Genomic DNA, 17,469 nt, shown 5'->3' with positions numbered 1-17,469 from the left:
TGCAGACGCTCGAACAAACGCTTGATTTCACATCGATGAGTTGCGGGGGATCCAATGAAAGTTCTGTCGATATTGATACGCGCCGGCACCTGCGTGTGCCTCGGCGGCGCACTGGCCGGATGCTATACGTCCACGCCGCAATGGGATAGCCAGTTCGGCAACGCCGTGACCGAAGCCACGGCGCGTCAGACGCTGAACCCCGACGCCTCGCAAGACCAGGCGCCGGTGATGGGCATCGACGGCGTGTCGGCCAAGCACGCGATCGACCAGTACCAGAAATCGTTCGTGCATCCGCAGCAAGATGCCAACGCCTTCACGATTGGCGTGGGCGGCGCGAGCGCGGGTTCGCGTTAGGAGAAGCATCATGCGCGCACCGATGCCACGCTGTTCTGCCAGCCGCCTCGCGCGCCGCCGCCGGCAGGGCGGGGCGGTCGCGATCGTGGTCGGGCTCACGTTGGCGGTGCTGATCGGCTTTGCCGGACTGTCGCTGGATCTGGGCAAGCTGTACATTGCCAAAACGGAGTTGTCCAATGCGGCCGACTCGTGCGCGCTGGCCGCCGCGCGGGACCTGACCACCGCGCAGCCGCTGGCCACCGCGGAGGCGGCCGGCATTACCACCGGCACGAGCAATCGGGTACTGTTCCAGAGCGAGGCGGTGTCGATGTCGCCGGACGACAACGTCACCTTCAGCGAGTCGTTTACCGGGCCCTATCAGACCAAGGGCAATTTCACGACCGCGGATTTGCCCAAGATCAAATACGTGAGATGTTCGGCGAGCCGCCCGAACATCACGAACTGGTTTATCCAGGTGCTCGACGCCGCCCTCGGGTCGTCGAGCGTGTCGTCCACCGCGGTCGCCTCGACCACGCAGTCGCAAACCACCTGCGCGTTGCCGGTGGGGATCTGCCAGGCGCCCAGTTCGGCCCCCTACACGGTGGGCCAGTGGATTCCCAGCAAGGTGGGGGCGAACAATCAACTCACCGGCAATTTCATGTGGGTCGCCTATCCGGATAACCCGACGGTGCCGGATATGCGGGCACTGCTCACAGGCGCGGGCGAGTGCAATCTGCCCACGCTGGGCACCGATGTCGGCAAGACCGGCAACATCCAGAGCCTGGCGGCTGCCTGGAACACGCGCTTCGGCATTTATCAGAACCCGTACAGTCCGCCGCCGGATCCGACCGGCGTGCCGGATTCGACCGGTTACGCCTACTCGCCGGTGACGCCCGGGCCGCAGTCGAACGCTTATAGCGATTTCGTCACCAGGCGATTGCAGCATGCGCAGTATCAGGGCAATTCGGTGACGGGGCTCAGTGTGCAAGCCGGTGCCAACGCCCCGCCGGCCAGCTACTACAGCAGCGGCACCGACCGCCGGCTGGCGCTGGTGCCGGTGATCAGTTGCCCGAGCCTGGTGAACAACCAGAAGGCGCCGGTGCAATCGTGGGCCTGTGTGCTGATGCTGCATCCGATGGAAAAGAATATCAACGGCGCGCTCAACGGCACCGTCTATCTCGAGTATCGCGGCGACGCGTCCGATCCGAGCTCGCCTTGCGCGACCCAGGGCATTCCCGGCAGCAACACCGCCGGCATCGGGCCGCTGGTGCCCGTGCTGGTGCAATAGGAGATCGATCATGCGCAACCGGCTCTCACGAATTCGGCGCATGCGCGGCGTCGCGGCGGTGGAGTTCGCCCTGGTGGCGATTCCGATGGCGCTTTTGCTCAGCGGGATCGTCGACTTCGGCTATGCGTTCTTTCAGTACAACACGCTGGTCAAGTCCACGCGCGACGCGGTGCGCCTGTTGTCGACCTACAGCCCGACCTCCAGCGATTATCCGTTGGCGGCCGCCAAATGCTATGCGGTCTACGGCAATGGCAGTTGCTCCGGCTCACCGCTGGCCCCGGGCCTGACGACCGCCATGGTGGTGGTGTGCGATCCGGTCAACACCAGCGGCTGCACCGGAACCTACCAGAACGTGCAAACCGACCCCAGCGGCGACACCATCAATCTGGTCCAAGTGAAGATCACCGGATTTGCCTTTACGCAGTTAGTCGGTTTCTTTCAAATCGGCAATCTGGTTTTTGGCGATATCAGTTGCGTCATGAGGCAAGTGTCATGAATTCACGCCTCCGTTACCGCCAAGGCAGGGCCGCCCCGACGCGTCAGCGGGGCACCGCTGCGCTCGAGTTCGCGTTGATCTCGGTCGCCTTCTTTTCGCTGCTGATCGGGATCATGGAAATGGGGCGCGTGATGTTCTATTGGAATACGGCCGCCGAGGCGACGCGCCTGGGCGCGCGGGTCGCGGTGGTGTGCGATATCGATTCGCCCGCGATCAAGACCAAGATGGAAACCATGCTTTCGATCCTGCAGGACGGCAATATCGATGTGACGTATTCGCCGCCGGGGTGCGATGTGGCGAGCTGCACCGACGTCACGGTGAGCATCGTGAATGTGACGGTCGACACGCTGATTCCGTTCGTGCCGATTTCGATCGCGATGCCGTCCTTTGCGACCACGCTGCCGCGCGAGAGTCTGGATAGCGTCAACGGAACCAACCCGACCTGCAGCTAGGTTTGAAGCCATTTGAGCGAGTAGACAGACATGATCGACATTCTCGTGATTTCGTCCGATCCGCAGCACGTCACGGAGATCGAGAAAACCGTCGTGGCCGATGATGCGCATCATCGACTCAGAACGACATCCACCGGCCTGGCCGCGATATTGAATCATCCGCAGGCCCTGGCGCAGACCGATTTGCTGATATTCGACGGCACCAGCATGACGCCGGAAGACCTGGATTCGCTGGGCGCGATTGCCGCGCTGCGCTCCGACATGGCATGCATGCTGATTGCGCCGGCGCCTTCGGCCGATCTGCTGATGCGCGCGATGCGCGCCGGCGTGCGGGACGTGCAGCCCTGGCCGATCGAGCCCGACGGCATGCGCCAGGCGATTCGGCGCGTCGCGCAGAAGGTCGCCGGCAGCCGGCGCGAGGGGCAGGTGGTGTCGTTCGTGTCGTGCAAGGGCGGCAGCGGCACCTCGTTCGTTGCGGCCAACGTCGCATACGATGCTTCATTGGCGGGCCGGCGCACCCTGCTGTTCGACTTGAATCAGCAGTTCGGCGAGGCCGCGTTTCTGGTGTCGGAGCAGACTCCGCCGGCCACGCTGGCCGACATATGCACTCAGATCGAGCGGCTCGACGCGGCGTTCTTCGATGCCTGCGTGCTGCGCGTGAGCAAGGATTTCGACGTGCTGGCCGGCGCGCCCGATCCGGCCAAGGCCAAGGAGATCAAGCCGGAGCACGTGCAGCGCATCCTGAATCTGGTGCGTCATCAGTATGACCTCATCGTGTTCGACGTCGGACAAAGCATCGGCGGCGTGTCGATCGCCGCGCTGGACCAGAGCAGCACGATCTTCGCGGTGCTGCAACTGACGCTGCCCTATCTGCGCAACGGTCGCCGCATGCTGGAAATCTTTCGCTCGCTGGGCTACCGCAACGACAAGATCCGCGTGGTGATCAACCGCTATGACAAAAAGGGGCCGATCGGCTTGACCGCCTGGCAAGAGGCATTGGGCGTGCCGGTGGCGGGCCTGATTCCGGAAGACGCGGTGACGGTGGCCGACTCGATCAACCAGGGCATACCGGTGCAGCGCCTGGCCAAAGCCAGCGCCGTGGCCCGCAGCATCGAGCAGCTTCTGGGCGGGGCGTCGCCGCAGGCCGCGCCGCGCGGCAGCATTTTGGGGAAATTCTTCGGCAAACCGGTATTGAGCAAGGCTTAAGAGCACAGGAGCCATGACCATGGAAAACGTGATGACGCTACGTGAGCAGTTTCTCTCGCCGTCGGATTCGCCCGGGTATGGAGGACAGAGCCCGGGCAAACAGCGCATGGCGAGAAACGCCTACCAGCAACTGAAAAAGGACGTCCATCAGGCGATCATCGATCGGGTCGAGCTGGAAAAGCTGCAGCGCCTGTCGAGCGAGCAGATCGAGCAGGAACTTGCGCGCCTGGTCGAGGTGATCGTCGACGAGGAGGGTATCCCCATCAACGAGGTCGAGCGGCGCCAACTGGTGCGGGACGTACGCGACGAAATGCTCGGATTCGGACCGCTCGAGCCTTTGCTGGCCGACCCGACCATCTCCGATATTCTGGTCAACACCTCCAAGCACGTGTATGTGGAGCGACGCGGCAAGCTCGAGCTCACCGATGTGACTTTTTACGATGACGCGCATTTGATGAAGGTGATCGAAAAGATCGTCTCGCGGGTCGGACGGCGCATCGACGAGTCCACGCCGATGGTCGATGCGCGGCTGCCTGACGGTTCGCGGATGAATGCGATCATTCCGCCGTCGGCCATTGACGGGCCGCTGCTGTCGATTCGCCGTTTCGCGGTCAATCCGTTGACGGTGGACAATCTGGTCGAGTACCAAAGCCTGACGCCGCCGATGGCGCAGGTGCTCGAGGCGCTATCGGCCGCCAAGGTCAATGTGTTGATCTCGGGCGGTACCGGCAGCGGCAAGACGACGCTGCTCAATATTCTGTCCGGCTTCATTCCCGCCGACGAGCGCATCGTCACGATCGAGGACGCGGCCGAGTTGCAACTGCGTCAGGAGCATGTGCTGCGCCTCGAGACGCGCCCGCCCAATATCGAGGGCAAGGGCGAGATCACACAGCGCTCGCTGGTACGCAATGCGCTGCGCATGCGCCCGGACCGCATCATTCTCGGCGAAGTGCGCGGCGCCGAAGCGTTCGACATGCTGCAGGCGATGAATACCGGTCACGAGGGCTCGCTGGCGACGGTGCATGCCAATAGCCCGCGCGATGCGCTGACACGGCTCGAAAACATGATCGGCATGGCCGGGTTGAATCTGACCACCAAGGGCACGCGCCACCAGATCAGTTCGGCCATCGGCGTGATCGTGCAGGTTGCGCGCCTGACCGATGGGCGCCGCAAAATCATCAGCATCCAGGAGATCACCGGCATGGAGGGCGACGTGATCAATCTGCAGGAAATTTTCACGTTCAAGCGGGTCGGGCTCGACCGTGACGGCAAGGTGACCGGCTATTTTTGTGCGACCGGGGTGCGGCCGAGGTTTTCCGAGCGTCTGGCGGCCTTCGGCGTGGCGGTGCCCGATTCGCTGTATGACCCGACCAAGCAATTTCCGGTGTAGCGTCGCGCGGCGATCGGCAATTTGAAGGGGCATGACCATGAATCTTGCGTTCTATGGTTTTATCGTCTTGGCGTTTCTGGCCTGCATTCTGGCGCTCGAGGGCATCTATCTCTGGTGGCAGGGCCAGCACAGCAGTGCCGCCAAGCGGATCGAGAGCCGCATCCGCTTGATGTCGGCGGGTGCGCACGGCAACGCCAAGACGCTGTCGATTCTCAAGCAGCGGGAGTTGAGCCGCTCGCCGGCGCTGACCAAAATACTGATGCGGATCCCGCGGATTCATGCCCTGGATCGGCAGTTGGCGCAGTCGGGCCTGGATCTGACGATCGGCGGCCTGCTCTTTTATGTGGTGGTGCCGCCGCTGGGCATCTGGCTCGGCGGCTCGCTGCTGCCGGTACCCGGGCCGGCAGTGTTGGTCCTGATGGTCGTTTCGGCCCTGGTGATGCCACTTCGCGTGTTGCGGGCCAAGTCCAGGCGCCTGCGCCAGATCGAGGAGCAGCTGCCGGAAGCCGCCGACATGATCAGCCGAGCGCTGCGGGCGGGTCATTCCTTTTCCACCGCAATGGGTATCGTCGCCGAAGAGATGCCGGCGCCGATCGGCAATGAGTTTCGCATCGCCTTCGACGAGATCAATTTCGGCGTGCCGCTCAACGATGCGCTGCTCGGGCTGGCCACGCGCTCGCCGATCGGCGATCTGCGCTATTTCGTCATTGCCGTGTTGATCCAGCGCGAGAGCGGCGGAAACCTGGCGGAGATTCTGGGCAATATCAGCCAGATCATTCGCAGCCGGCTTGCCCTGCTGGGCAAGGTCCGGGTGCTCTCCTCCGAGGGGCGTCTGTCGGCCTGGATTCTGGGGATTCTGCCGTTCGCGATGGCGCTGATCATTTCGATCGTCAACCCCAAATTCTTGCGCATCCTGTGGACAGACCCGACCGGCATCAAGATGGTAGGAGTCGCGATGGTGATGATGTTGTTCGGGATCCTATGGATGAGGAAAATCATTCGCATTCACGTGTGACACACGGTGTTCGCGCTCAATTTTCGGAGGAGGGGAGATTCCCCACGTCGCCATGAGAATCGATCAAATGCTATTGCTGGCCGCGATCTTTGGCATCGTCGCGGTGGCCGTGCTGGCGGTCATCAAATTGCTGGCGCCCGATCCGGTGCGGCGGCGCATGACCCAGGTGGTCGACGGCGGATCGGCCGTTGCCGGTCAACCCGAACGCGCGCCATGGGTCGAGACGGTGGTGCAGATATCGAGGCCGTTTGCCAAGCTCTCCATTCCCAAGGAAGGTTGGGAAAACTCGCCGCTGCGCATCAAATTTGTGAATGCCGGCTGGCGCGAGGCGTCGGCCCCGGCGATTTACTTCGCGGCCAAAACGATCCTCGCGGTGGGCTTGCCGCTGGTGTGCGCGGTGTTCGCCGGCCCCTATCTGAGCAGCGGCAACGGACGGCTGTTTTTGCTGGTGCTGCTGGTGCTGGCCGCGCTCGGGTATTACCTGCCCAACGGCGTGCTGTCGCGGCAGGTGCGGCTGCGGCAACAGACCATTTTCGAAGACTTTCCGGATGCGCTGGATTTGCTCACGGTTTGCGTCGAGGCGGGGCTGGGCATGGACGCCGCGCTCACGCGAGTGGCCGACGAAATGCATATCAAGAGCCGCGCGTTGAGCGAGGAGCTGCAGCTGGTGCTGCTGGAAATGCGCGCCGGGCTGAGCAAGGAGGTCGCGCTGCGGAACCTGGCGTTGCGCACCGGGGTGGAGGACATCGATGTGCTGGTTGCCATGCTGATCCAGGCCGAACGTTTCGGTACCAGCGTCGGTGAATCATTGCGGGTTCACTCGGAAAACCTCAGGCTCAAGCGCCGCCTGCGGGCCGAGGAGGCGGCCGGCAAGATCAGCGTCAAACTGCTGTTCCCGTTGATATTCTGCATCTTCCCGACATTGATGCTGGTCCTGCTCGGGCCCGCCGTGATCCAGGTGATGCGCGTGCTGTTGCCGACCTTGACAGCGCATGGCGCTGGTGTGGGGCACTTATGAGCCGGCTCGCCAAACGCACGCCAACCAAAGGCAAAGGCGGCAGACAGGCGGATATCGTCAAGCTGAGATTCATGCTCGGCCTGAAGCTGACGGCGTTCAATCATTTCGTGGCGAGCCGTCTGGGATTGAGCGTGACCGACCTGAAGTGCCTGGAAGTGGCTTATCACGACGAGATGCAGCCGATTACGCCGGGACGCCTGGCGAAATTGATCGGCTTGTCGCCCGCCAGCGTGACGGTCTCGCTCAAGCGCCTTGAAAAAGGCGGCCTGATTCGACGCGAAATCGACCCGACCGACCGGCGACGGATTTTGCTGCGCTTCGTCCCGGCGCGGGTCGCGCTGCTCAATGCGTGTTACCAGGCCGTCAACGAGCGGCTTGACAGCTTCGATGCCGCCCTGGCCGAGGACGAATTCGAATGCGTCAGGAGGTATCTGTCCGGGTTGCTCGATATTCTCGACAGTGGCATGCTCGAGGAAGCAGAAAATACCGAAGAAGCCTCACAATGACCGTGGGGGGTGACGATGCGCCGGCCACGCCGGGGTATCCCAAAAGGAGGCCGTGATGCGGGACAATGAAGTGGCACCCGGTGCGGTATCTCCGGGCTCGGTCGAGACGCCCGATGGCAACGTGCCCAGGACGCCGGCGGCACGGGAATTCCTTATCGAAGTGGCGTGCCGCAGCGCATCCGCGGCGCTGCTGGGCATCTTTGCGTATGGCGCGATCCGGCAGTGGCTTGCCGCTCCCGCGCGCATCACGCTCGTGCTGCTGGTCGTGACGGCCTTTGTCACCGTCGGGCTATCGCTGTTCTCGAAAGTGCCGGCCAGGCGCGACTGGACGCCCATGGCGTTTCTGTTCTCGGTGGGCGGCACCTACTATTTTCTGGCCGTGCAATTGACGCCCGGCACGCATCTGATTCCGGAATGGGCGGGTGCCACGCTGCAGGTGCTCGGGTTGGTCTGGCAATTGTTCGCCAAGGCATCGCTGCGCCGCGCGTTCGGCATTTTGCCGGCCAATCGCGGCGTGGTGTCCGGCGGCGCCTATCGATTCATGCGGCACCCGATGTATCTGGGTTACTTCTTGACCGATATCGGCTTCCTGCTGGTGAATTTCGATGTGCGCAATGTCATCGTGTATGGCGCGCAGTTCGCGCTTCAGGCCGGGCGGATCTGGCGCGAGGAGCGGCTGCTGTCGGACGACGAGCGGTACCGCGCTTATCGGCAACGGGTTCGCTATCGTGTCTTGCCGGGGTTGTTCTGAGGCGAGGCGAATAAAAGAAAAGGCCCGCCAGAGGCGGGCTAATGACGTTGTCGCAGTACCCTCAAAAGGACGTAAGAGGGTGAAGTGATTATCTGTTGGCTGCGCCGCCGCGCCAATTGGTGCTTGCCCGATTAGGGAAATTACCGTGCCATGCGGCGCGATCGCTCGCGCAACAGCCACAGCCCCCACACCGCAAGATTGAACGGCAGCGTGAAGTACGGCCATGCCAGCGCGCCGAACAGCAAACACAACAGGCTCGCTGCGATTGCGCCGGCGATTCGCGCGGGCACATTGAAACCGAACATCCCCAAACCGAGTGCGGCGAGGAAGCTGTTCACGCCGATGCCGCCGATCTGTGCCGCCAGCGCGGGCCAGCCCGGGCCGAGCACTGCGGCGCCAGCCCACACGAGCAGTGTGCCGAGCATGGCCCAGCCGGTGGTCCGCGCATCGCGCACGGCCAGTATGTAGGTCAGCAGCAAACCGAGAACCAGCGGTGCGACGAATACCACCTGGCCGATCGAGCAGAACACGAAACCGAGGTCGCTGGGCTGGCAACCGGTGCCGAGCAAGTGCCGTTGGGCCAGACCCAATGCGGGCGCATACGCCATGGTCAGCAACATGATCCCGACGAACGGTCCGGTCAGGGCCGGCACGCGCCGCGCGAGGAGCAGGTGGGTCAGGGCCACGCTGGCTGCGGCGGTGATCACCAGCCACACCGCCAACGCGATGCCGGGCTCGAACAGTGCGGCCAGAGCAATGCCGGTGAGGGCGCCGTTGTAGCCGTACAGCCCGGTGCGCAAGGCACGGCGCGGCAGGCGCAGCGCCCCGGCGGTGGCCGTGGCGACGACGCTGCCCAATGCGCCGCCGAGCCCGACGAGTGGGGCGGCCAGCACCAGAATGGCGAAGAATGCCATGCCGGTGAACACATCGGACTGAAAGTAAACTTGCGCCAGCCCCCGCCAGCAGGCGCGCAGGAACGTGTTGCCGCGCACCAGGGCGGGCCAGGGGATGCCAAAGGTATTCATCACGCGCATGCCAAGCCGGCTGGCGGCCTACCGGGTCGGTTTGGCGGTTCCCCAGCTGTCACGCAGCGAGACGATGCGATTGAACACCGGCTTGCCCGGTTGGGAATCGACCCGGTCGGCCACGAAGTAGCCATGCCGCTCGAACTGGAAGCGATCTTCGGGCTGGGCCTGCGCGGTGCCCGGTTCGAGGTAGGCCTGCACCACCCGTTTGGCGTTCGGATTGATCGCGTCGAGGAAGTTCTTGTCGCCCGAATCGGGGTACGGGTCGGCGAACAGGCGGTCGTACAGGCGTACCTCGGCCGGCACCGCAGCGGCCGCGCTGACCCAGTGAATATTGCCCTTGACCTTGTAGTTGTTCGATCCCTCGGTGCCGGACTTGCTGTCGGGAAAGTACTGGCAGTGCACCGCGGTGATCTTGCCGTCGGCGTCCTTGTCGGCGCCGGTGCATTCGACCACGAAGCCGTAGCGCAGACGCACGCGATTGCCGGGGAACAGGCGGAAATAGCCTTTGGGCGGCTGTTCGTTGAAATCCTCGCGTTCGATCCAGAGCTCGCGGGAGAACGGGAAGTGCCGCAGGCCCTGCTCCGGGTGATGCGGATGAATCGGCGCGGTGCAATCTTCCTGTTGATCGGCCGGGTAGTTGTCGATGATCAGCTTGAGCGGGTCGAGCACGGCCGTCGCGCGTGGCGCGATCGGGTCGAGATCGTCGCGCAGCGCCTGTTCGAGCGTGCCCATGTCGATCCAGGAGTCGGCCTTGGCCACGCCGACCCGGTCGCAGAACAGGCGGATGCTGCTGGGCGTGAAGCCGCGCCGGCGCAACCCTGCCAGGGTCGGCATGCGCGGGTCGTCCCAGCCGTCGACGTGCCCCTCATTGACCAGTTGCAGCAGCTTGCGCTTGCTGGTGATGGCGTACGTCACCTTGAGCCGGGCGAATTCGATCTGCTGCGGCAGTGGGCGCTTGAACACGCCGGCGTCGGCCAATTGCCCGAGCACCCAGTCGTAGAACGGCCGCTGGTCCTGGAACTCGAGCGTGCACAGGCTGTGCGTGATGTTCTCGATCGCGTCCTCGATCGGATGGGCGTAGGTGTAGAGCGGGTAGACACACCACGCATCGCCGGTGCGGTGGTGATGCGCATGGCGAATCCGGTAGATCACCGGGTCGCGCAGATTGATGTTGGGCGAGGCCATGTCGATCTTGGCCCGCAGCACGTGGGTGCCGTCGGGGAATTCGCCGGCGCGCATGCGGCGGAACAGATCCAGGTTTTCCTCGACGCTGCGGGTGCGGAACGGCGAATCCTTGCCGGGCTCGGTCAGCGTGCCGCGGTTGATGCGCATTTCGTCGGCGCTTTGGCTGTCGACATAGGCCTTGCCGCGCTCGATCAGAATTTCCGCGTAGCGATACAGTTGCTCGAAATAATCGCTGGCGTAGTACTCATGGCTGCGGCCGTCCTTTTCCCAGGCAAAGCCCAGCCAATGCACCACGTCGATGATCGCGCCGACGTATTCGGTCTCTTCCTTTTCCGGATTGGTGTCATCGAAGCGCAGGTGGCACACGCCGCTGTAATCGCCGGCCACGCCGAAATTCAGGCAAATGCTCTTGGCGTGGCCAATGTGCAGATACCCGTTGGGTTCCGGCGGAAAGCGCGTTTCCACGCGGCCTCCCCATTTTCCGGAGCGATTGTCGTCCTCGATGATGGTGCGGATAAAGTTCGATGCCGCCGTCGACTCGTTGCTCATGCCTGTCCTGAATTTCAAGGTTAACGAGGCATTTTACCGTACCGGCGGCGCCACGGCGCGGCCGATTCCGCTTATCGGTGCGGGAAATTTCTTGCCGGAAGCCGGTAAAACTCCTGGCCTCGCACGGGGCGTTCGCTCTGTTGGCGGGGCCGGCCTCGTCGCTAAGATGCGCGTCTTTGACTGCAAGCGAACTGGTGTAAATGATGACACTCGACAAACAGGACCTTCACGAAGCCGTGACGCGGCGCATTCTCGAGCCGGGTCAGGCGGCACTGCTGTGGGCATACCTGCTCGGACGCGACGCACAGGGCGGCTCGGGCCGCGCATGTGCCGGCGCGGGCAAGTGCGCCCCGACCGGTGGGCTGGCCCGCGACTGCGGCCTGCGGGCACCGACCGCGCCGCGGCTCACGGGGGTTTGTAACATCCGGTAAAAGGGATGGCGGCCGACTACGAGAATCGCTAATTTTTGCGGCAATTAAGCGAGAAAGGAGTCGAACGATGCGAGTCGTTAAGTTGCTGATTGGCGTCGCGCTGGTATTTTCCCTGGGGGCCTGTTCGTCGATGCGGCTGTCGTCGCGGCAAAAGAGCGTGGCCGTCGGCACGGTGCTCGGCGGCGTGGCCGGCGCGGTGCTGACCGACAGTGCCCTGGGTATCGTCGGCGGCGCGGCCGTCGGCGGGATCATTGGGGCAAATCGCTGAGCTCAAGCCTGGATACGACGGGCGACTTCAGTGATGCGGCGGGGCTGCGAGCCAGCCCCGCCGTCATTCATGCGTCTCAAATCACCCCCGCCGCGCGCAGCGCCGCGATGCGTGCGTCGTCATAGGCCAGCCGCTCGCGCAGAATGGCCTCGGTGTGCTGCCCGAGCGTGGGCGGCGCCGACTCGGCCTGCGGGGGCGTGGCGCTCATCTTGATTGGATTGTTCACCAGCCTGGCCTGCCCGCCACTGGGATGCGGCAGGTCGATGCGCAAGCTGCGCGCCTGGACCTGTGGGTTGTCGAAGACTTCGGGCAGGGTGTTGATCGGCCCGCACGGCACGCCCGCCGCCTCGAGTTGGTCGATCCATTGTGCCTTGCTTTTTTGCCGCACCATGTCGGCCAGGATCGGTACCAGCACGTCGCGCTGCCTCACCCGTTCGGGGTTGGTGGCGAAGCGCGGGTCGTCGGCGAGTTCGGGGCGTTGCCCGGCTTCGACGAATTTGCGGAACTGCCCGTCGTTGCCTACCGCGACAATGATCCAGCCGTCCGAGGTTTCGAAGGTCTGGTAGGGCACGATATTCGGGTGAGCGTTGCCCCAGCGCACGGGAGCGCGCTCGCTGGCCAGGAAGTTGGTGTTCATGTTGGCCAGCATGGCTACCTGCACGTCGAGCAGCGCCATGTCGACGTATTGGCCTTCGCCGGTGCGGTCGCGGTGAGCCAGGGCGGCGAGGATGGCCACCGTCGCATACATGCCGGTCATCAGGTCGGCAATCGCCACGCCGGCCTTTTGCGGGCCGCCGCCGGGCAGCGCGTCGCGCTCGCCGGTGATGCTCATGAAGCCGCCCATGCCCTGCACGATGAAGTCATAGCCGGCGCGCGGTGCGTAAGGGCCGGTCTGCCCGAAGCCGGTGATCGAGCAGTAGACGAGATCGGGTTTGACGGCCTTGAGCGAGTCGTAGTCCAGGCCGTATTTCTTGAGTTGACCGACCTTGTAGTTTTCGACCACGACATCGCTTTGCGCGGCCAGCTCGCGCACGATGGCCTGGCCGGCGGGGCTGGCGATGTCGAGCGTGAGCGAGCGCTTGTTGCGGTTGGCGGCCAGGTAATAGGCGGCCTCGGCCGTGTCCTGACCGGCGCCGTCGCGCAGGTAGGGCGGCCCCCAGCGGCGCGTATCGTCGCCGCTGCCGGGGCGCTCGATCTTGATCACGTCGGCGCCGAAGTCGGCCAGGTTCTGCGTGCACCAGGGGCCTGCCAGCACGCGGGACAGGTCGAGTATGCGGAGGTGGCTGAGCGCGCCCATGACGGTCTTTCTAGCGGGGGAATGGATGCCCCGAGTGTAAGAGCTTTGCCGCATCGGTCAAAGCGCCGTTCCGCACAGCGGGCGCCGGCGCGGCCTGCGCGCCCGAGTGCCGCCGGTGCGATACTGGGGGTGATGGGATTTCCCGTATAATCAAACGTTTAATCAAACCCATCTCAAGCGCCGCCCGAACGTCGCTCCGCACGCTATGAAAGCCGCTGAAATCCGCGAAAAATTCCTCAAATTCTTCGAGTCCAAGGGGCACACCATCGTTCGCTCGTCGAGCCTGGTGCCGGCCAACGATCCCACGCTGCTGTTCACGAACTCGGGGATGGTGCAGTTCAAGGACGTCTTTCTCGGTCAGGAGAGCCGCCCCTACACGCGTGCCACCACGGCGCAGCGCAGCGTGCGCGCCGGCGGCAAGCACAACGACCTGGAGAACGTCGGTTACACGGCGCGCCACCACACCTTTTTCGAGATGCTGGGCAACTTCTCGTTCGGCGACTACTTCAAGCGTGAGGCGATCCATTATGCGTGGGAGTTGCTGACCGAGGTTTACCGGCTGCCGAAGGAAAAATTGTGGGTCACCGTCTATCAGGAAGACGACGAGGCCTACGGGATCTGGGCCAACGAGATCGGCGTGCCCGCCGAGCGTATCGTGCGCATCGGCGACAACAAAGGCGCGCGCTATGCCTCGGACAACTTCTGGCAAATGGCCGACACCGGCCCGTGCGGCCCGTGCTCCGAAATTTTCTATGACCATGGCCCGGAGGTGTGGGGCGGCCCGCCCGGATCGCCCGAGGAAGACGGCGACCGCTATATCGAGATCTGGAATCTGGTGTTCATGCAGTTCAACCGCGACGAGCAGGGCAACATGCCGCGCCTGCCCAAGCCGTGCGTGGATACCGGCATGGGGCTCGAGCGTATCGCCGCGGTGCTGCAGCATGTGCACAGCAATTACGAGATCGATCTCTTTCAGAACCTGATCAAGGCCGCGGCACGCGAGACCGGCTGCAAGGATCTGGGCGCGAATTCGCTCAAGGTGATCGCCGATCACATCCGCGCCTGCTCGTTCCTGATCGTCGACGGCGTGATTCCGGGCAACGAAGGCCGTGGCTACGTGTTGCGCCGGATCATCCGGCGCGCGATTCGTCATGGCTACAAACTCGGCCGCAAGGAGCCGTTCTTCAACAAGCTGGTGCCCGATCTGGTCGCCGAGATGGGCGCGGCCTATCCGGAACTCGCCGAGGCGCAGCAGCGCGTGACCGATGTGTTGCGGCAGGAAGAAGAGCGCTTTTTCGAAACCATCGCCAACGGCATGGAGATTCTCGACGGCGCGCTGGCCGAGTTGCAGCAGCAGGGCAAGACCGAACTCGACGGTGAACTGGCCTTCAAGCTGCACGACACTTACGGCTTTCCGCTGGACCTGACCGCCGACGTGTGCCGCGAGCGCCAGATGACTGTCGACGAAGCGGCGTTCGACGCGGCCATGGCGCGCCAGCGCGAGCAGGCGCGCGCGGCGGGCAAGTTCAAGATGGCCCAGGCGCTCGAGTACAGCGGCGCCAAGACGGATTTTCGCGGCTACGACATGCTGTCGCTCGACAGCGCCAAGGTCACGGCGCTCTATGCCGACGGCACCAGTGTCGCTGAATTGCGCGCGGGCCAGTCGGGTATCGTGGTGCTCGACAAGACACCGTTCTATGCGGAGTCCGGCGGGCAAGTGGGTGACCACGGCGTGCTGGCCAGCGGCGCCGCGCGCTTTGCGGTGAGCGACACGCAAAAGATCCAGCCCGACGTATTCGGCCACTACGGCACGCTGGAGCAAGGCAGCCTGAAGGTGGGGGACGCCCTGACCGCGCAGGTCGACACGGTACGCCGTGCCCGCACCGTGCGCAATCACTCGGCGACCCACCTGATGCACAAGGCGCTGCGTGAGGTGCTGGGCAGCCACGTGCAGCAAAAGGGTTCGCTGGTCGATGCCGACAAGACGCGTTTCGACTTTGCGCACAACGCGCCATTGAGCGACGACGAGATCCGTCGTGTCGAGGAGATCGTCAACGCGGAGGTGCTCGGCAACGCCGCCACGCAGGCACAGGTGATGGCATTCGACGACGCCGTCAAGGGCGGCGCGATGGCGCTGTTCGGCGAGAAATATGGCGACAGCGTGCGGGTGCTCGACATCGGCTTCTCGCGCGAGCTTTGCGGCGGCACGCATGTGGCGCGCACCGGCGATATCGGCCTGTTCAAGATCGTGATGGAGGGCGGCGTGGCGGCCGGCATTCGCCGGATCGAGGCGATCACCGGCGACAATGCGCTGCATTTCGTGCAGGCCCTCGATCGGCAGATCCATCAGGCCGCGGCGGCGCTCAAGGCGCAACCGGCGGAGCTGACGCAGCGCATCGGGCAGGTGCAGGATCAGCTCAAGGCGCTGGAGAAGGAACTGGCGCAGCTCAAGTCGCGCATGGCGTCGAGCCAGGGCGACGAACTGGCGGCCCAGGCGGTCGATGTCAATGGCCTCAAGGTGCTGGCGGCCCAGCTCGAAGGCGCCGACGTAAAAACGCTGCGCGAGACGATGGACAAGCTCAAGGACAAGCTCAAGAGCGCCGCGATCGTGCTGGCGGCGGTCGATGGCGGCAAGGTGAGTCTGATTGCCGGCGTGACGGCCGACGCCACCGGCAAGGTCAAGGCCGGCGAGCTGGTCAATTTCGTTGCGCTGCAGGTCGGCGGCAAGGGCGGCGGCCGTCCGGACATGGCGCAGGCCGGCGGCACCGAACCAGCAAAGTTGCCGGGCGCGCTGGCCGGCGTGACGGCTTGGGTCGCTCAGAAAGTCTGACGGCGTCTGCGCCGGGCAAAAAAAGCGCGCGGGTCATCGCGCGCTTTTTTTATCGCTCTGGTGAGGTGTCCTGAGTAATCCGCTCACACGCGTTGACCGCAACGCCGGCAGGGCGAATGCCCGCGAATATGAATGTTTCGATGTAAAGTATCCGCTCGATAACAAATAACGCATCCGATCATGTCCAGTATCGCCTCCGAGCGCCCCCGCTTCTCCGTCGACCGCGCGGCCTGGCGGGCGGCGCTGGCGTGCATGCTGGCGCTGGCGGTGGCCATGGGGATCGGCCGCTTTGCCTTTACGCCGTTGCTGCCGATGATGCTGCGCGACCATTGGGTGACGATCAAGGGCGGCAGCTGGCTGGCCTCGCTCAATTACGCGGGGTACTTTGTCGGCGCGCTGTCATGCATGATCGTGCGCGCTTCTTCCCCGCGCATGATTCGCCTGGGACTGGCGGCGACGGTGGTGCTCACGCTCGGTATGGGGCTGCTGCACGATTACACCTTGTGGGCCGTGTTGCGCACTGCGGCCGGCATCGCCAGCGCCTGGGTCATGGTGTTTTCGGCCAGTTGGGGATTGCAGCGCCTGGCCGAACTGCAGCGGCCGGCGTTGGCCGGCTATATCTTTGCGGGTCCGGGGGTCGGGATTGTCGTGACCGGCCTGGCCGGCAGCGGCACCACTGCAGCCGGCGGCGGGGCGCAGTCCGGTTGGCTGGTGTGCGGCGTATTGGCCGTTTTGCTGTCGGCGCTGATCTGGCGGGTGTTTTCCGACGAAGCCCCCGCGCTGGCGTCGGGCTCGCGCCCAAGCGCTGCCGCGGCGACGGCGCAAGCGCCCGGCGAGCGCGGCGAGGAGGCCTGGCTGGTGGTGCTCTATGGCCTGGCCGGGTTCGGCTATATCATCACCGCGACGTTCCTGCCGGTGATCGCGCGCGAAGCGTTGCCCGGCTCGCCCTGGCCCGATCTGTTCTGGCCGCTCCTGGGGCTGGCGGTGATTCCCGGCTCGGTGCTCGCCGCCTCGGTGCGTACGCGCCTGGATAACCGTCTGCTGCTGGCCGGCCTGTATGTGATGCAGGCGCTGGGTATCATCATCGGCATCGTATGGCCGACCGTCGCCGGGTTCGCGCTGGGCAGCGTGCTGGTGGGCGTGCCGTTCACTGCGCTGGTACTGTTCGCGATGCGGGAGGCGCGCCGCATTCGCGGCAACAGCGCCTCGAGTCTGATGGGATTGATGACCGCGGTGTACGGCATCGGTCAGATCGCCGGCCCGCTGGTGGCCGCTCCGCTGGTCGCGCACACCGGCAGCTTTATTCTGGCGCTGCTGCTTGCTGCCGCCACGCTGCTCATCGGTGCGGCCGGCTACGTCGTGGTGTGGCGCCGCGCCATGCAGCGCGCGGCCTGAGCTGCACCGCCCCGGTCAGCCCGTTCAGTTT

General features: G+C 64.4%; 17 protein-coding genes. 14 read left to right on the top strand and 3 right to left on the bottom strand.

What is annotated here, in order from left to right; genetic code table 11:
* Positions 1-54: 54 nt before the first annotated feature.
* From PATSB16_RS12650 to PATSB16_RS12605, 10 genes are read left to right on the top strand one after another with little or no spacing between them, the layout of a single operon-like run.
* Positions 55-354 (top strand): hypothetical protein, encoded by a 300-nt coding sequence (locus tag PATSB16_RS12650; protein WP_047214467.1) that lies wholly within the window; start codon positions 55-57, stop codon positions 352-354.
* Between the two features lie 22 nt (positions 355-376).
* Positions 377-1,621, top strand: coding sequence for a pilus assembly protein TadG-related protein (locus PATSB16_RS12645; protein WP_047216534.1), 1,245 nt, complete (start codon positions 377-379; stop codon positions 1,619-1,621).
* Between the two features lie 10 nt (positions 1,622-1,631).
* Positions 1,632-2,117, top strand: a complete 486-nt coding sequence (locus PATSB16_RS12640) for a TadE/TadG family type IV pilus assembly protein (RefSeq protein WP_047214466.1) — start codon at positions 1,632-1,634, stop codon at positions 2,115-2,117.
* Positions 2,114-2,569 carry a TadE/TadG family type IV pilus assembly protein gene (locus PATSB16_RS12635; RefSeq protein WP_047214464.1) on the top strand — a complete coding sequence of 152 codons (456 nt, stop codon included), beginning with the start codon at positions 2,114-2,116 and terminating at the stop codon, positions 2,567-2,569. Before PATSB16_RS12640 ends, PATSB16_RS12635 begins: the two co-directional genes overlap by 4 nt.
* Before the next feature lie 30 nt (positions 2,570-2,599).
* A complete protein-coding gene (locus tag PATSB16_RS12630) occupies positions 2,600-3,775 on the top strand; it encodes a CpaE/TadZ family protein (protein WP_047214463.1) in 1,176 nt (391 codons plus the stop codon).
* A gap of 31 nt (positions 3,776-3,806) precedes the next feature.
* A complete protein-coding gene (locus PATSB16_RS12625; RefSeq protein WP_047216533.1) occupies positions 3,807-5,165 on the top strand; it encodes a CpaF family protein in 1,359 nt (452 codons plus the stop codon).
* 37 nt (positions 5,166-5,202) lie between these two features.
* Positions 5,203-6,180 (top strand): type II secretion system F family protein, encoded by a 978-nt coding sequence (locus tag PATSB16_RS12620; RefSeq protein ID WP_047216532.1) that lies wholly within the window; start codon positions 5,203-5,205, stop codon positions 6,178-6,180.
* A 52-nt stretch (positions 6,181-6,232) separates the two neighbouring features.
* Complete coding sequence (locus PATSB16_RS12615; protein WP_047214462.1) at positions 6,233-7,198, top strand: type II secretion system F family protein; 966 nt, start codon at positions 6,233-6,235, stop codon at positions 7,196-7,198.
* Positions 7,195-7,704: a MarR family winged helix-turn-helix transcriptional regulator gene (locus tag PATSB16_RS12610; RefSeq protein ID WP_047214461.1), complete on the top strand. Its 510-nt coding sequence runs from the start codon at positions 7,195-7,197 to the stop codon at positions 7,702-7,704. Before PATSB16_RS12615 ends, PATSB16_RS12610 begins: the two co-directional genes overlap by 4 nt.
* Positions 7,705-7,759: 55 nt before the next feature.
* On the top strand, positions 7,760-8,455 hold the full coding sequence (locus PATSB16_RS12605) for a methyltransferase family protein (protein WP_083566770.1): 696 nt from the start codon (positions 7,760-7,762) through the stop codon (positions 8,453-8,455).
* Positions 8,456-8,595: 140 nt separating this feature from the next.
* Here PATSB16_RS12605 and PATSB16_RS12600 read toward each other — a convergent pair whose 3' ends face one another.
* Complete coding sequence (locus tag PATSB16_RS12600) at positions 8,596-9,480, bottom strand: urea transporter (protein ID WP_052892674.1); 885 nt, start codon at positions 9,478-9,480, stop codon at positions 8,596-8,598.
* A gap of 27 nt (positions 9,481-9,507) precedes the next feature.
* Complete coding sequence (locus tag PATSB16_RS12595) at positions 9,508-11,217, bottom strand: glutamine--tRNA ligase/YqeY domain fusion protein (RefSeq protein WP_047214460.1); 1,710 nt, start codon at positions 11,215-11,217, stop codon at positions 9,508-9,510.
* A gap of 200 nt (positions 11,218-11,417) precedes the next feature.
* Between PATSB16_RS12595 and PATSB16_RS12590 the strand changes: the two genes are divergently transcribed.
* Positions 11,418-11,648: a hypothetical protein gene (locus PATSB16_RS12590; RefSeq protein ID WP_047214459.1), complete on the top strand. Its 231-nt coding sequence runs from the start codon at positions 11,418-11,420 to the stop codon at positions 11,646-11,648.
* A gap of 67 nt (positions 11,649-11,715) precedes the next feature.
* The gene (locus PATSB16_RS12585) at positions 11,716-11,916 is read left to right on the top strand and encodes a hypothetical protein (protein ID WP_047214458.1); all 201 of its coding nucleotides are present in this window, start codon (positions 11,716-11,718) and stop codon (positions 11,914-11,916) included.
* A 76-nt stretch (positions 11,917-11,992) separates the two neighbouring features.
* Here the strand turns inward: PATSB16_RS12585 and PATSB16_RS12580 are convergent, their stop codons facing one another.
* The gene (locus PATSB16_RS12580) at positions 11,993-13,213 is read right to left on the bottom strand and encodes a CaiB/BaiF CoA transferase family protein (protein WP_047214457.1); all 1,221 of its coding nucleotides are present in this window, start codon (positions 13,211-13,213) and stop codon (positions 11,993-11,995) included.
* Between the two features lie 205 nt (positions 13,214-13,418).
* On the opposite strand from PATSB16_RS12580, the gene alaS reads away from it, so the two are divergent.
* Positions 13,419-16,043, top strand: coding sequence for an alanine--tRNA ligase (gene alaS, locus PATSB16_RS12575; RefSeq protein ID WP_047214456.1), 2,625 nt, complete (start codon positions 13,419-13,421; stop codon positions 16,041-16,043).
* A gap of 180 nt (positions 16,044-16,223) precedes the next feature.
* Positions 16,224-17,438: a YbfB/YjiJ family MFS transporter gene (locus PATSB16_RS12570; RefSeq protein WP_047214455.1), complete on the top strand. Its 1,215-nt coding sequence runs from the start codon at positions 16,224-16,226 to the stop codon at positions 17,436-17,438.
* Positions 17,439-17,469: the final 31 nt, after the last annotated feature.

The sequence above is a fragment of the Pandoraea thiooxydans genome, from assembly GCF_001931675.1.
GTDB lineage: Bacteria > Pseudomonadota > Gammaproteobacteria > Burkholderiales > Burkholderiaceae > Pandoraea > Pandoraea thiooxydans.
Note: the sequence above shows the minus strand (reverse complement) of the source record. Positions and strands in the feature narration are given on the sequence as shown.